Source organism: Paenibacillus dendrobii (genome assembly GCF_009807035.1).
Lineage (GTDB): Bacteria > Bacillota > Bacilli > Paenibacillales > Paenibacillaceae > Paenibacillus_AQ > Paenibacillus_AQ dendrobii.
This window is the reverse complement of record NZ_WUBI01000001.1, coordinates 718,429-733,106: the sequence shown is the minus strand read 5'-3', so window position 1 is coordinate 733,106 and position 14,678 is coordinate 718,429. Positions and strand designations below refer to the sequence as shown.

The 14,678-nt window shown below is 54.1% G+C and carries 3 protein-coding genes; all 3 read left to right on the top strand.

The features are described 5' to 3' along the window. Window positions 1–442 precede the first annotated feature (442 nt). The 3 genes from GRF59_RS03100 to GRF59_RS03090 all read left to right on the top strand — a co-directional run bounded on the left by GRF59_RS03100 (window position 443) and on the right by GRF59_RS03090 (window position 14,655). Window positions 443–1,504 (top strand): glycosyltransferase family 2 protein, encoded by a 1,062-nt coding sequence (locus tag GRF59_RS03100; protein ID WP_160496189.1) that lies wholly within the window; start codon window positions 443–445, stop codon window positions 1,502–1,504. Window positions 1,505–2,102: 598 nt separating this feature from the next. After that, entirely contained in the window at window positions 2,103–2,486 is a 384-nt protein-coding gene (gene panD, locus GRF59_RS03095) for an aspartate 1-decarboxylase (RefSeq protein ID WP_160496188.1), read from the top strand. A gap of 28 nt (window positions 2,487–2,514) precedes the next feature. Further along, a complete protein-coding gene (locus GRF59_RS03090; protein ID WP_160496187.1) occupies window positions 2,515–14,655 on the top strand; it encodes a non-ribosomal peptide synthetase in 12,141 nt (4,046 codons plus the stop codon). The last annotated feature ends 23 nt before the right edge of the window (window positions 14,656–14,678 follow it).

Below are 14,678 nucleotides of genomic sequence, written 5' to 3'. Positions count from 1 at the left end.
ATTTCCTAAACAGGTCAGGACTCCGAGCTGAACTTGAGAGAAATGCTGCAACGAGAGCTTTGATCACAGCTAAACGCTGCCTCGTGACAGGAACATATCTGTTTAAAAGTCGCGTAACTGCGGCTTTTTTTGTTTTAACGATATATGTTCAAGCCAAAAATATATATGGTTTCACGTAAATGAGGACGGTTTTCAAGTAGATTTGATTTCATGCACTCTTGCTTGTTTCAACGTAAACTCATAGTTCAGGGTACGATCTAATTTAAACACTAAAAGCCTCAAACACCTTAATGATTTAGCACTAAATTTTTCTTAAATAAGAATTCATATTCAGCTCGTGCTTAAACCGATGTGTGCTTGTTGGACTTGACGGCTTCCCGCTTACGCAATTACACTGACGATGATTTAAGGCATATATTTTGTAACGATTGGAGTGAAGTGAATGGAGCAGTTAATAAGCATTGTAATGCCAACGTATAATCGGGCGCAGATCATTTCCGGCGCGATCGAGTCCGTCTTCCGCCAGTCTTACGTGAACTGGGAACTGATCGTCGTTGATGACCGAAGCACGGATCATACGGAAGAGGTAATCCGCGAGTGGACACGCAAAGATGCGCGAATCCGTTATGTGTGCAATGAACGGGAAAAAGGACCGGGCGGCGCGCGAAACACGGGAATGCTGGCGGCGCAGGGCGAATATTTGGCGTTTCTTGATTCTGATGACGAATGGTATCCTTGCCATTTGACCGACAGCATGAGGACGCATGCGGTGACGAAAGCGGATATCAGCTTCGCGCTATGGGTGGAACAGCACGGGGATATTACTTCCTACAATTTCGACAATGAGGTTGAGCGGTATTTGTTGCATTCTATGCGAACCAAGTTCGAAACATGGAATGACGGAGATTCGATTATATTCGAAAAAGGATTGTTCGAGGCGTTTTTGTCGCATACGCGCAATTTTTTTCAACTAAACACGATGGTATTCCGTCGGAAGCTGTTGGACGAAGTCGGCTTGATTAACGAACATTTTTATCTGGGGGAAGATACGACCTATCTGCTCCGCTTTTTCGACAATTACAGAATTGCGCTGCAAACCAAACCTCATTCCGTCTACCGGGAGTCGCCCGACAGCCTCTATTTCTTCTGCGACCGCTGGCAGCTTGATCCCGATACAATTCATCTCAACGAGGAAATATATATAAAAATCGAGGGACTTAGCTTCAAATCTATCAAGGTACGCGAGCATATCCGGGATTTGGTCGTCCAGTCCGATTCCGTCAGCAAAAAAGCCAAACAGATCTCTTACATCGACATCGGCATCGCAAGCAAATATTATACGCTCAGCTATTTGAACCGTTACGACCGCAAAAAAGCGCTCCGCTATTGCCGCCAATCCCTGCGTTACAAAGTTACGATTTTTAATCTGTTTTTGTTTGTCAAGCTGCTGTTTTCAAGCAAAAGCGGAAATGCTTTTCTGCATAGAGCTCTCAATTTTTGGTAGGGATGCTCAAAAATAGTAAAAGAATTTCCCCCTCTATTATAGGATTGTCTCCCTATCGCAAGTAAAAGTTTAGTACTACTATAAATGTAGGTTGTAAGAAATTTCCTGTACGAGAGAAAAATATTCATCACGCTTACACGCTTCATCACTTTAACTCATTACCGCCACACCTAATTAAACATCATGATTTTTCCCCCTGCGAAACACTGATCTGCTCGTATGATGAGCTGCTGCGATGCAAAAACCCATTTTTTTATTTCTAACTGACAGAATTCCCAATCAACTTGTACCCGCACAATAGGATTGAGCTGCCTAATTAGCATGACCTCGTCCTAAATCATGAACTTGCGAGTCAACATGAACCCCTCACAATCGAAAGAAATAACCCATTCAGCATGATCCCACACATAAGCATAAACTTGCTTATTCTGTATGAACAGCTACTTTGGCATGAATTTGCCGCAGAATTTCTTTTTTTTTGAACGGTTTAGTACTCTGGATGTTCCTTACAAAGGAATATTAGGTAAATAACGTTCGTTATTAAGGAGTTAGCTATGTTTTATTTTTCTTAACACCACCCCACAAGGAGAGTGTATTTATGTTTAGAGAGATGCATAAGTCCAAAATTCACCAAGCTGTCGTGACGGAAGCCAATTTGAATTATGTAGGAAGCATAACCATCGATCAGGATATTTTGGATGCATCAAACATTCTGGAGAACGAAAAAGTACAAGTTGTCAATATAAATAACGGAGCCAGATTGGAGACGTATGTCATAACCGGCCCAAGAGGCTCAGGGATGGTTTGCTTGAACGGCGCCGCAGCCAGACTGGTGCAGCCGGGAGACCGCGTCATTATTATTTCTTACGCGATGATGGAGGAGTCGGTAGCCCGCACGTATCGTCCGGATGTCGTCATTATGGACGAGCATAATCGCATCGTAACGGGGGATTATCAAGAACTGCATTCCACAACGGTGTGATAAAACACAGAACGGAGGGCTGCACACTATGAGAACCATCCGTAATTTGTCCGGCGTATTGCTGGCGCGCAAGGAAAACGATGCGGGCATTTTATTTTGCGAAAGCAGCCAGGAGCGCTACTTGTCGTACGGCCAATTACTTACATTGGCCGGAAGGGCGCTCCATCTGCTTCGCGAGCGGGGCCTTGGGCCAGGAGACTTTGCCGTCATGCAGACGGAAGATAACGAACGGTTTATCCTTCTGTTCTGGGCTTGCGTGCTCGGCGGCATTGTCCCCGTACCTGTAACTGCAGCGCGTACGGACGAAGGACGCAAGAAGCTGATCCAGGTATGCAAGCAGCTGGAAGCGCCAAGATTGCTCTGCGATGAAGATCTTTGGCCGGGAATTCAAGCCTACGCTTTAAAGCACGGGGAGGAGGAGGCGCTTGCCTGGCTCGAGTCCGGCAGCGTGCCGATTGCGGAAGTGCTTTCGGCGGCTGCGGATGCAGGCCGCCCCGAGGCTGAGCCGTATGATTCAGCCGAGACAGACATCGCATTCATCCAGTTTACATCAGGCTCTACCGGAGATCCGAAAGGTGTCGTGCTGACGCACGGCAATCTTCTGTCGAACATGCGCGCCATTATTCAAGGGGCGCAGTCAACGGAGCGGGATTCTTCGCTAAGCTGGCTGCCGCTGACACATGATATGGGGCTGATCGGCTTTCATCTTTCGCCGCTGTTTTGTGGCATGAATCAGTTGCACTTGCCAACTTCGACGTTTGTACTTCATCCGATGAAATGGCTGGAACTTACGCATAAGCATCAGGTGACATGCCTCTCTTCGCCGAATTTCGGTTATGTGCATTTTCTGCAGCATTGGAAGCCGGAAGGAGCGGCGGAATGGGATTTGTCTTGCGTCAGGCTGATTTTTAACGGGGCCGAACCGATATCGGCCGCACATTGCCGCGATTTTCTGGAGGCGATGAAGCCGTACGGGTTAAAGGGAAATTGCATTTTCCCGGTATACGGACTTGCGGAAGCGAGTCTGGCCGTGACGTTCCCGGGGACGGAAGATCACCTGAATACCGTTCTGCTTGATCGTCAATCGCTCGCTGTCGGACAGCCTGTACGAATGGCCGCGCACGGGGATCATGCCGCCATCGAGATCGTCGAGCTGGGTTTCCCCGTACAAGAGTGCGAGGTGCGCATTTGCGACGAAGCGGGAAAACCTTCGGCAGCAGGCAGCATTGGCTTGGTTCATATTAGAGGCCGCAACGTTACAAGCGGCTACTATAAGCGGCCCGATGTAAACAAGCAAACGATTTCCCAGGACGGCTGGCTGAATACGGGAGATTTGGGTTTCTTGCTGGAAGGGTGTTTATATGTGACAGGCCGCATGAAGGACGTCATTTTCGTCAACGGGCAAAATGTGTATCCGCATGACCTGGAAGCGTTGATCAGCGGATTAAAAGGAGCAGAAATCGGGAAAACGGCGATTGCCGCCGTTCAGGATGCGACGACCAAACGGGATGCGATCGCAGTTTTTATTCAGCATCGCGGCAAGATCGGCGGATTTGTACCGCTGATGGCCGAGGTGAAAAAACTGCTGAACGGATCGGCCGGTCTGGACGTTGCTTTTGTTGTCCCCGTTCGGCGAATTCCGAAAACAACCTCTGGCAAAATTCAACGCTACGTATTGGCGGAAGCGCTGCGCGAAGGCGAGTTTGCCAAAGTGCTTGCCGAGCTGACGGAACTGGAAGCGGCGGCCACGCTTAAGCGGGGTGATGTGGAAGGCGACGATGTCTTGCGCAGGGATGTTGACTTGAAGACGGAGACGGAAGAGCGGATCATGTCCATCTGGCGCGAGGTGTTGAAAAAGGATTATATAGGCAAGAAAGACGGCTTTCTTGAGCAAGGAGGCAATTCGCTCAAGGCGGCTTATGCCGCCGCCAGGCTGCAAGAGTCTTTTGGCGTGGAGCTTACGCTTACCGAACTGTTTTTGCACGATACGGTGAGTTCGCTGGCCGCTTTACTGGAGCAAAAGGTGCAAAAGGGCGAAGGAACTGCCGCCGCTCCTCCACCGGTGGCCAAAGCGGAGGAACGGACAGTTTATCCGGCGACCTCGGCGCAAAAGCGGCTGTTCATTTTGGAAGAGTTGAATCCGGGGCTGCTGAGCTACCATCTGCCGTTCGCGGTCCAGTTGAAGGGCCCGCTCGATATCGAACGATTCCGCGCAGCGTGGCAGGCTCTGATAGAGCGGCATCCGGCACTGCGGACATCCTTTTATATGGATGAAGGCAATGTGATGCAGCGCATCGATCAAGTGGTCGAACCGCCGCTAGTCGTCATTGACGGAAGTGACTGGACCGCGGCTTCACTTGAGCTTCGGAAGCGCAGCTTCCTGAAGCCGTTTCGTATGGATCAAGCGCCGCTGCTGCGCATGGAGCTTGTGCGTCTAGAGCGCGAGACAAGTGTGCTGTTGCTGGATATGCATCATATCATTACGGACGGAACGTCGATGGGCATTTTGATGTCTGATCTTACGAGTTTGTACGGGGGGAATGTACCGGAGCCTTTGTCCATTCATAGTGGGGATATGGCGCTTTGGGAGGAAACGTGTCAAAGCGACGGCTGGCTGGAGCGTCAGAAGCTTTATTGGCGAGAAATTTTTCGGGATGGCGTGCCGTCTCCGGCCCTACCATCACCCCGCCCAAGGCCACAGACGCCAAGCTATCGCGGGGCAATGGAGCGCTTCGAGCTGGAGCCGAAACTTTCCGGATCGCTTCGGGCTTTGGCTAGACGCGAGGGTGTAACTTTATACACCGTCCTGCTTTCGATTTATTATGCACTGCTTGCGAAATATACGGGCGAATCCGACATCGTTGTCGGCACGGCAGCTGCGAGACGGATACGTCCAGAGCTGCAAAACGTAGTCGGGATGTTCGTCAACATGGTTCCGATCCGCTTACGCGGGCAAAGTAGTTTGCGATTCGATCAATGGTTGAAGCAGGTCCATGGGGAGGCGCTCACGGCTATTGGCCACGGGGATGTGCCTTATGAAGAAATAGTCGAGCTATTGAATGTGAAAAGGGACTACGGGCGCAATCCGCTTTTCGATTCGGTATTTACGCTGCAAAATATGGAGCTGCCCGAATGGCGAAGCAATGATGTCGTTTATACTCCCCAATCGATAGACAGCGGCTCGGCCAAGTTTGACCTGACTTGGGAGTGCGCGGATAACGGCGATAGTATCGCATTTATGTTGGAGTATGCACTAGATTTGTACGATGAACAGGCCACCGCGCAGTTGGCAAGGCATTATGTAGCGCTTGCCAGGGCCGTCGCTGCGCAGCCGCATGCGACGCTTGGCGAGCTTGATCCCGTCGATGCAGGGGAGCTGGAACGACTGCTCCGGCTTAGCCGTTCATTTGCCGCGCCACCGCAGGAACTGTCTGTGCACAGGCTGTTTGAACGGCAAGCGGTGGAGACACCGCAGCAGATTGCCGTTGAAATGGGCGAGCAGGCATATACCTACAGCGAGCTGAACGAACGTGCCAATCGGTTCGCGCGCACGCTTGCTCGGCGCGGCGTCGCGCCGGGGTCGAAGGTAGCGCTGCTGCTGCGGCGCTCACCCGATATGATTACGGCGATATTGGCCGTGCTGAAAGCCGGAGCCGTCTATGTGCCGATCGATCCGAAATATCCCGAAGAACGGATTTTATTTATGCTGCAGGATACGGAAGCGCGGACGATTGTGGCTGCGGCTGCGACGGTGGATATTAGCGCCCGGCTTGCCGGTGACAGATTTGATGTCGTCGACATGGATGGACTCGATACGAGATGGGACGGCGAGTCCGACCATGATCTGGACATCGACGGCTCGGCGGACGATCTCGCGTATATCATGTACACGTCCGGCTCGACGGGCAAGCCGAAAGGGATTATGACCACGCATCGCAATGTGTCCCGGGTCGCTGTTCATACCGATTATGTAAGCATTTCGGAAAACGATGCACTTTTGCAGCTTTCCAACTACGCCTTTGACGGTTCAACGTTCGATGTATACGGAGCGCTATTGAACGGCGCGAAGCTGACGCTGGTTGGCGAGGAAGAGGTCGCCGATGTTATGCGGCTAACGGAGCTGATTGAGAGCAGAGGCATTACCGTATTCTTTGTCACGACGGCGCTGTTCAATACGCTGGTCGATCATGGGCTGGAGTCGCTGCACGGCCTGCGCCATATTTTATTTGGCGGAGAGCGGGCTTCCACGCCGCATATCCGCAAAGCGCTTCGCGTGCTTGGACCGGGCGTGCTGCTGCATGTCTACGGCCCTACCGAAACGACGGTGTTCGCTACCTGCTATAGGATCACGGAGACATGGGACGGACAAGAGACGGCCACCGTACCGATCGGGGCGCCGATCGCTCGTTCAGAAACGCTGGTTCTGAACGATGAGGGCCGATTGCAGCCGGACTGGGTGCCGGGCGAGCTGTGGATTGCGGGCGACGGTGTCGCATCCGGATATGTGAATTTGCCGGAGCAGACCGCATCGAAGTTCCGGCCGCATCCGTTCCGGGAAGGCGAAACCGTATACGGAACCGGCGACCTGGTGCGCCGCTTGCCTGACGGAAATTTGGAGTTTCTGGACCGGATCGACAGCCAGGTTAAGATGCGGGGTTACCGGATAGAATTGGGAGAAATCGAAAGCAGGCTGCTGGATTGCGAAGGCGTCAAGGAAGCGTTTGTGGCGCTGATCGAGAATGACGGCGCGCCGTATTTATGCGCTTATATCGTTGCAGAGCAAACCCAAGAACAGGAAAACGTTCGGAGCCAACTGACAGGCAAGCTGCCGGCATTTATGATTCCTTCCGCATTTGTGCTGTTGGAGAAGCTTCCGCTGAACACCAATGGCAAAGTGGACAAAAAAAGTCTGCCTGCGCCGGAGCGCACTGTCCCATATGAAGCGCCCGCAACCAATACGGAGATCATTGTCGCAGGATTGTGGCAAGAAGTGCTTCATGCAGAGCAGGTTGGCGCGCTTGACCACTTCTTTGAGCATGGCGGCCATTCCCTGAAGGCGGCCGCATTGACCTCAGCACTCTACAAGCATTGCCGGGTGCGCATGCCGCTTCATGAAATTTTCAAACTGCCGACAGTCAGAGAACAGGCGGCATGGATCGACAGGGCAGCCAAGGAAACTTACGAACCTGTAGTGGGTGCGCCAACAGCCGAATCCTATCCGCTCAGCCCGTCGCAGCGGCGCATGTTTTTGGCAGAAAGCATGGCTGATATCGGACTAACTTACCATATTCCGCTTGCGCTTAAACTAACGGGTGCGGTGGGTGAGACCAGAATCGAACTAGCACTTCGAAAGTTGATCGAACGACATGAGCCGCTGCGGACCTCCTATCATTGGATCGACGGCGTTCCGGCTCAGATCGTGCACGATTCGGCCGCCTTTGTTCTGCAAACAGCGGAGCTCGCGAAGACGCCGCTGCCGGAATGCTTGAGCGAGTTTTTCCGGCCGCTCGAGCTTGCCGCAGCGCCGCTACTCGCGGCATGTTTTTGCCGACCCGAATCGGAAGGAGCGGAGGCCTATTTACTGCTCAACATCCACCACATTGCCGCAGACGGCATATCCGTCAAGTTGCTGCTGGAGGAGTTGACCGCTTTGATCGACGGCGCGGAACTTGTGTCGCCTGCTCTGCATTACAAGGATTTTGCCATTTGGCAGGAGCGACAGTCCAGCTCGGAGCGGACCAGTGCAAGCAGGGCGTTTTGGACGGAGCAGCTTGCAGAGCCGCCGGCGCCGCTCGATATGCCGCTGGATCGGCCGCGAGGCGACCGTCAGACATTTGCAGGCGATACGTATACATTCCACATTCCGGTGGCGCTCGCCAAACGGCTGAAAGAGACGGCCGCAAGCGTCGGAGCGAGCATGAACAGCCTGCTTTTTGCGGGTTACGCGTTATTGCTCAAGGGAATGACGCATCAGTCGGAATTTGCAATCGGTTCTTTGGCGGCAGGCCGGACGCATCCGGACACGGCCCAGATGATCGGCATGTTCAACCAGTTTCTGCCGATTCGGATGCGGGTGGTGGACGAGCAGTCAATACTGGCATTTGTTGGTGAGACTCATGAGCGTTTGCTTGCCGCATACGAACATGGCGATGTCAGCTTCGAGCACATGATCGAAGCGGCCCGGTATACGCATGATCCCTCGCGCAACCCGCTGTTCGATACGATGCTGATCGTTCACAATCAGTTTGAAGACGTGAAGCTGGCGGCACGCGGCGACGGCTGGAGCATGGAACCTTTGCCCGTCAGCCACGGAACGTCCAAGCTGGACTTTAAACTCGATCTGTACAGCGATGGTGAAGGCGGTCTGAGGGCGGAGCTGGAGTATAATACGGGATTATTCCATAAAAGCACGATGGAGCGATTGGCGGCGCGGCTGCTTTACATTTTGGAGCAAACGGTCGCCAGTCCCGGCCTGATCTGTGGTGACGTTGCAATGGTGACGCCTGCCGAAGAAGCCGCCTTTGCGGTGTGGAATGATACGGGACATCCATACCCGGTGGAGAAGACGATTCACGGATGGTTTGCAGAGTCGGCCCGGCGGTGGCCGGACTCCCCGGCTGTGCGATCGGCCGAAGGCTCGCTGACTTACGGGGAGCTGAATGAACGCGCCGAACGCATGGCTGCCGTGCTAAGAGGCAAGGGGGTTACGGTCGAAACAATCGTGCCGATTGCCGCTCAGCGCTCGTTGTCCATGCTGATTGCGATCATGGCGGTGCTTAAAGCGGGAGGGGCCTATTTGCCAATCGATCCGGAACACCCGCCCGTGAGAATCCGCAGCATTCTGGAGGATAGCGGAGCAAGGCTGCTTCTGGTAGGGGCCAAGTGGATCCATACGCTCCCGGCCTATCAGGGAGAAACGCTCGATCTGGATGCGCTTGCGTCTGCCGCCGCATCGGAACTTCCGAAGGAAGAAGAAACAGATCTATCGCCTCAATCAGGCCCAGAGAATTTAGCATATGTCATTTATACGTCAGGCTCCACCGGCAAACCCAAAGGCGTTATGGTGGAGCACCGCGCGGTGATCAACCGGCTGAACTGGATGCAGACGGCTTATCCGCTGAATGAGCGTGACGTTATTTTGCAAAAAACGCCGATTACGTTCGACGTTTCCGTCTGGGAGCTGTTCTGGTGGAGCTTTGCCGGCGCTTCGCTTTATTTGCTGGAGCCCGGCGGGGAAAAGGAGCTGCCCTCTATGCTGCGCGCGATTGAGGAGCAGGCGGTTACGGTTATGCATTTTGTTCCGTCCATGCTGGGCGTCTTTTTGCCCTATGCAGCGGACAGTGGCAGAGGCGTCGAGCTTGGTTCACTACGATACGTATTTACGAGCGGCGAAGCGCTCAAGCCCGCGCATGTCGCAGGTTTTTACAACCTGATGGAACGCGGCGGCAGCCAATGCCGACTCATAAATCTGTACGGCCCAACGGAAGCGACGGTCGATGTCAGCTATTACGATTGCCTGGACGCTGGGGCGAGTAAGATTCCGATTGGCAAACCAATCGATAACATCCGGCTCTACATTGTGGACGAGCGGATGAGACCACAGCCGATCGGCGTGTCCGGCGAGCTGTGCATCGCGGGTGCCGGTCTTGCGCGCGGATATCGCAACAGGCCGGATTTGACGGAGCAAAGCTTTGTTCCGAATCCGTTTGCCACAGGAGAGAAGCTGTACCTTACCGGCGATCGCGCTAGGTGGTTACCAGACGGCAATATTGAATATATGGGACGCTTTGACCATCAGGTCAAGCTGCGTGGTCTCCGTATTGAATGTGGCGAGATCGAGCACGCGCTGCTCTTGCAGGCGGAAGTTCGGGATGCCGTGGTGACATCGGTGGCGGACCATGCGGGAGAGCCAGCGCTTTGCGCATATCTCGTGACAGCGGATGGGCAGGTGCCGGAGGAATCGAACCTTCGGGCCGCACTTAAGGAACTGCTGCCAGAGTATATGATTCCATCGTATTTTGTTGCAATGGAAGCGTTTCCGCTGAGTCCGAGTGGCAAAGCCGACCGCAGCCGTCTGCCACAGCCCCGGTTCGTTGAACCGGCAGCTTGCGGCGAGGCGCCAGCTACGTCGACGGAGCAGCGGCTGGCCGAGCTCTGGAGGGAGGTACTTGGTCTGGCCGCAAGCCGGCAGGACGAATCGTCGGTGATCGGGAGAGAAGCCCATTTCTTCCAATTGGGCGGGCATTCCTTGCGCGCCGCGCAGCTTGCAGGCTTGATCGAACAGCATTATGGAGCTGCATTTGCAATGAAAGATGTGTTCGACGCTCCCCTGCTGCGGGAAATGGCGGCACGGATCGACAATGCGGCCCCCAAGAGGGCTGAAGTTATTCCCCGGGCGGAAAGCCAGCCATTCTATCCGATGTCGCTCGCGCAGAACAGACTGTTTGTACTGCAGCAGCTTTATCCAGGCAGCACGGCCTACAATCTTCCGTTCGTTCTGAACTTGACGGGCAAGCTTGATCAGGACAGGCTTTACGAGGCGATTCAAGGGCTGATTGACCGCCATGAACCGCTGCGCACCAGCTTTGACTGGGCAGACGGCAAGCCAGTACAGCGTATTCATGAGCGTGTTTCGTTTGGACTAGCCGTGCATCCCTTAATGGACGCAGCCGACTTGAATACATTTGCGCGCGCGGTCGTCCGACCGTTCGATTTGCGAAAGGCTCCGTTAATTCGGGCGTTTCTCGCGACGGACGGCGAAAGCCGACATACGCTGCTGCTGGATATTCATCACATCGTCGCCGACGGCGTTTCCATGAATGTGATGGCACATGATTTCGAGCAACTGTATCGCGGCGCCTCTTTGCAGCCGCTGCCCATTCACTATAAGGATGCCGCCGTTTGGCAGCAGAAGTGGATGACTTCGGATGCGAAAGAGGAGCAAGAACAATATTGGGCATTCCGGCTGGCGGGTACGCTTCCCGTGCTGCAATTGCCAACGGATTATCCGCGTCCTGTCGAACAAAGCTTCGAAGGCGCTAAGCTTGCACTGCCGATTTCGGCGGAGCTTATTGAAGGGATCGAAACGGCGGCGGAACAATGGGGCGTTACTCCATTTCATATCTGGCTTGCCGCATACCATACGTTGTTGCATCTAATGACGGGGCAGAACGATCTGATTGTCGGCACGCCGATCGCCGGCCGCTTCCATCCCGCAACCGAAACTCTGGTCGGCATGTTTGTCAATACGCTGCCGATCCGCAGCTTTCCATCCAGCGAACTATCGTTCAGAGCGTTCGCCGAGCAGATCAAAGAAAATGCGCTTGCGGCGCTGGACAATGGCTTGCTCCCATTTGAGCACATGGTGTCGATGCTGGATGTGCCGCGCGACCTAAGCCGCAATCCGCTGTTTGACACGATGTTTGTCATGCAGCATATGGAGGCTGTACAAGCGGTGGCGGACACCTTGCAATTCGAGGCGCAAATAACGGACAATCGCGTGTCGAAGCTGGACTTGACGTTTGAGATTGCGGATCAGGGTGCAAAAGGTGCAGCCTTGACGATCGAATATGCAACGGCGCTATTTAAAGAAGATAGCATACGTAGAATGGCGGAATGGTATTTCCGTATTGTCTGCCTTGCACTGGCCGAGCCCGAGCGGCCACTCGGAGAGATCGGGCTGCAAGGCGCCGAGGCTGCGTTAAAGCAGAGCGAAGCGTTCAATCGTACAGCTGCGTCGTATGCAAACGGTGATACGGTGGAGGTTTACCTCGAAAGACAAGCGGCGAAAACGCCGAAGGCCGTTGCGGTTGTGTCGGAGGACGGAGCATTGACGTATGCGGAATTGAACCGGAAGTCGAACCAGCTGGCGCAGGTGCTCAGAAAGCAAGGTGTCAAGCGCGATGAGCGCGTGGCCGTGGTGATGGATCGCAGCCTGGAGATGATGATTGCAATCTATGGCGTGCTGAAGGCGGGAGGAGCTTATGTGCCTATTACACCGGGCTTGCCGCCGGAGCGAATCCGCTACATGCTGGACAATTCCGGAGCTAAGCTTGTCTTGACGAAGGGCAAAGCCCCTGAAGGACTGGAGATGTTCCTACCATTTATAGACGTTCTTGAGGCGCTGGCACTGGAGCGAGACGACTTCCCTGTAGAGAAACTACATGATTCACATTCGCTTGCCTATGTGCTGTATACTTCGGGATCGACCGGACATCCGAAAGGCGTCATGATCGAGCATCATTCTGTCGTCAACCGGATCGGATGGATGCAGAAGCAATACGCACTGGACGCAAGCGGAGTCATTATGCAGAAAACCCCGATTACCTTCGACGTATCGGTCTGGGAGCTTTTCTGGTGGAGCTTTGCAGGAGCTAAGCTGGTCCTGCTGCCTCCAGGCGGCGAAAAGGACCCGGCGCTTATGATGGAAACGATAGCGCGGCATGGCGTAACGACGATGCATTTTGTACCGTCCATGCTGCACCTGTTCCTGGAGCATTCTGGATTGCTGCGCGGTGAGGCAAGGCTGGAGAGCCTAAAGTATGTATTCGCCAGCGGCGAAGCGCTGACTTTGGATCAGGTGCAGAGGTTCCGCGAGCGGATCGGAGTTCCATTCGATGCAAGGCTTGTGAATTTGTATGGTCCGACCGAGGCGACAGTTGACGTATCCTATTACGATTGCTCTGACGGCGATATTCCAATCCAGGTGCCGATAGGCAAGCCCATCGACAACATCTCGCTATATATCGTAAGCGAAGCGATGAAGCTCCAGCCTGTTGGTATTGCCGGGGAACTGTGCATATCCGGCGCGGGTCTGGCGCGGGGTTATATCGGCCGACCCGATTTGACGAAAGAAAAGTTCGTGAGTAATCCGTTTGTGGCGGATGGTCTGATGTATCGGACAGGTGACCTTGCCAGATGGCTGCCTGACGGAACGATCGAATATTTGGGCCGAATCGACCACCAGGTAAAAATAAGGGGCCAGCGCATCGAATGCGGGGAAATTGAGCATGTACTGCTCGGTCACCCGGTCGTTTCGGAAGCGGTGGTCATGAAGCGGGACGCCATAAGCGGAAGCGAATATTTATGCGCGTATATCGTTTGCTCCGAACCTGTGGACCATCAGGAACTCCGGGATTTCGCAGCGCTGCGCCTGCCCGATTATATGGTTCCGCAGGTCGTGATGGAACTGACAACCATGCCCCTGTCTTCAAACGGTAAAATCGACCGGAAGGCGCTGCCGGAACCGGATCAAGCGGCGGATAGCAGCACTCCGTTTGTCAAAGCGACAAGCGATATCGAACTGGCGATTACCTCCGTATGGCGCGAAATCCTGCAAAGGGACGACTTCGGCATCCATCATCGTTTCTTCGATGTTGGGGGAGAGTCGCTGCTGCTGGTGCGGGCGCATCAACGGCTGGAAGAGTTGTATCCCGGCGCTCTTGGCGTAACGGATTTGTTCACCTATCCGACGATCGCATCGCTTGCAACTTATCTGGAGTCGAGAAATCGCGAGCTTGCGATCTGGAACTGGAGCGGTTTGCTGGTCGCAGACGACTGCGTCAACACGGGTTATGCCGCAGAGCGTATTGGAAGCATTCAGTTTCAATTGGACCGGGCGGTTGCGGAAGGGCTCGCTGAACTTGCTGCATCCCGCTCGGTGACGGTTGAAGCTGCGGCGTATGCCGTATATCTGTACTTCTGGCGCGGCGAATCCGGCATGGACCGGCTTACTCTTCCGGCAATGACGGTCAGCGGGCTGATTGCTCCGAAGGAAATCGACTTTATGGAGGTGCGCGATTTCGATACGCTGCTGCGGCATGCCGCCAAGCGGGCGAGCGCGGGAGAATGTTATACCGCGCGGCAAATCAGAAAGCAGCCGCAAGCCGAATCCGGATTTGCCTTGTTCCCGTTATTTGCAGGAGCAGCTCAGCACGGGTTCAAGGAACGGGAGGCGTTATTGGAACGATTCGATATAGTGTTGTATATGAATGGCGCTGCCGTACCAAGCGGGGAGGAAGGGCCAGAGCTTAGCGGGGTATGGACGTACAACGCCCGGCACCTCGGCAAGGAGGCGGTGCTGGATTGGGCTTCCGCTTATCTGGAGCTGCTGTCGAGCGTGGTCGAGCAATATCGTGCCGCACAAGGCAGCGCTGTCCCGGGGGCGTAGTATGGACCAAGTAGGCTGCGACC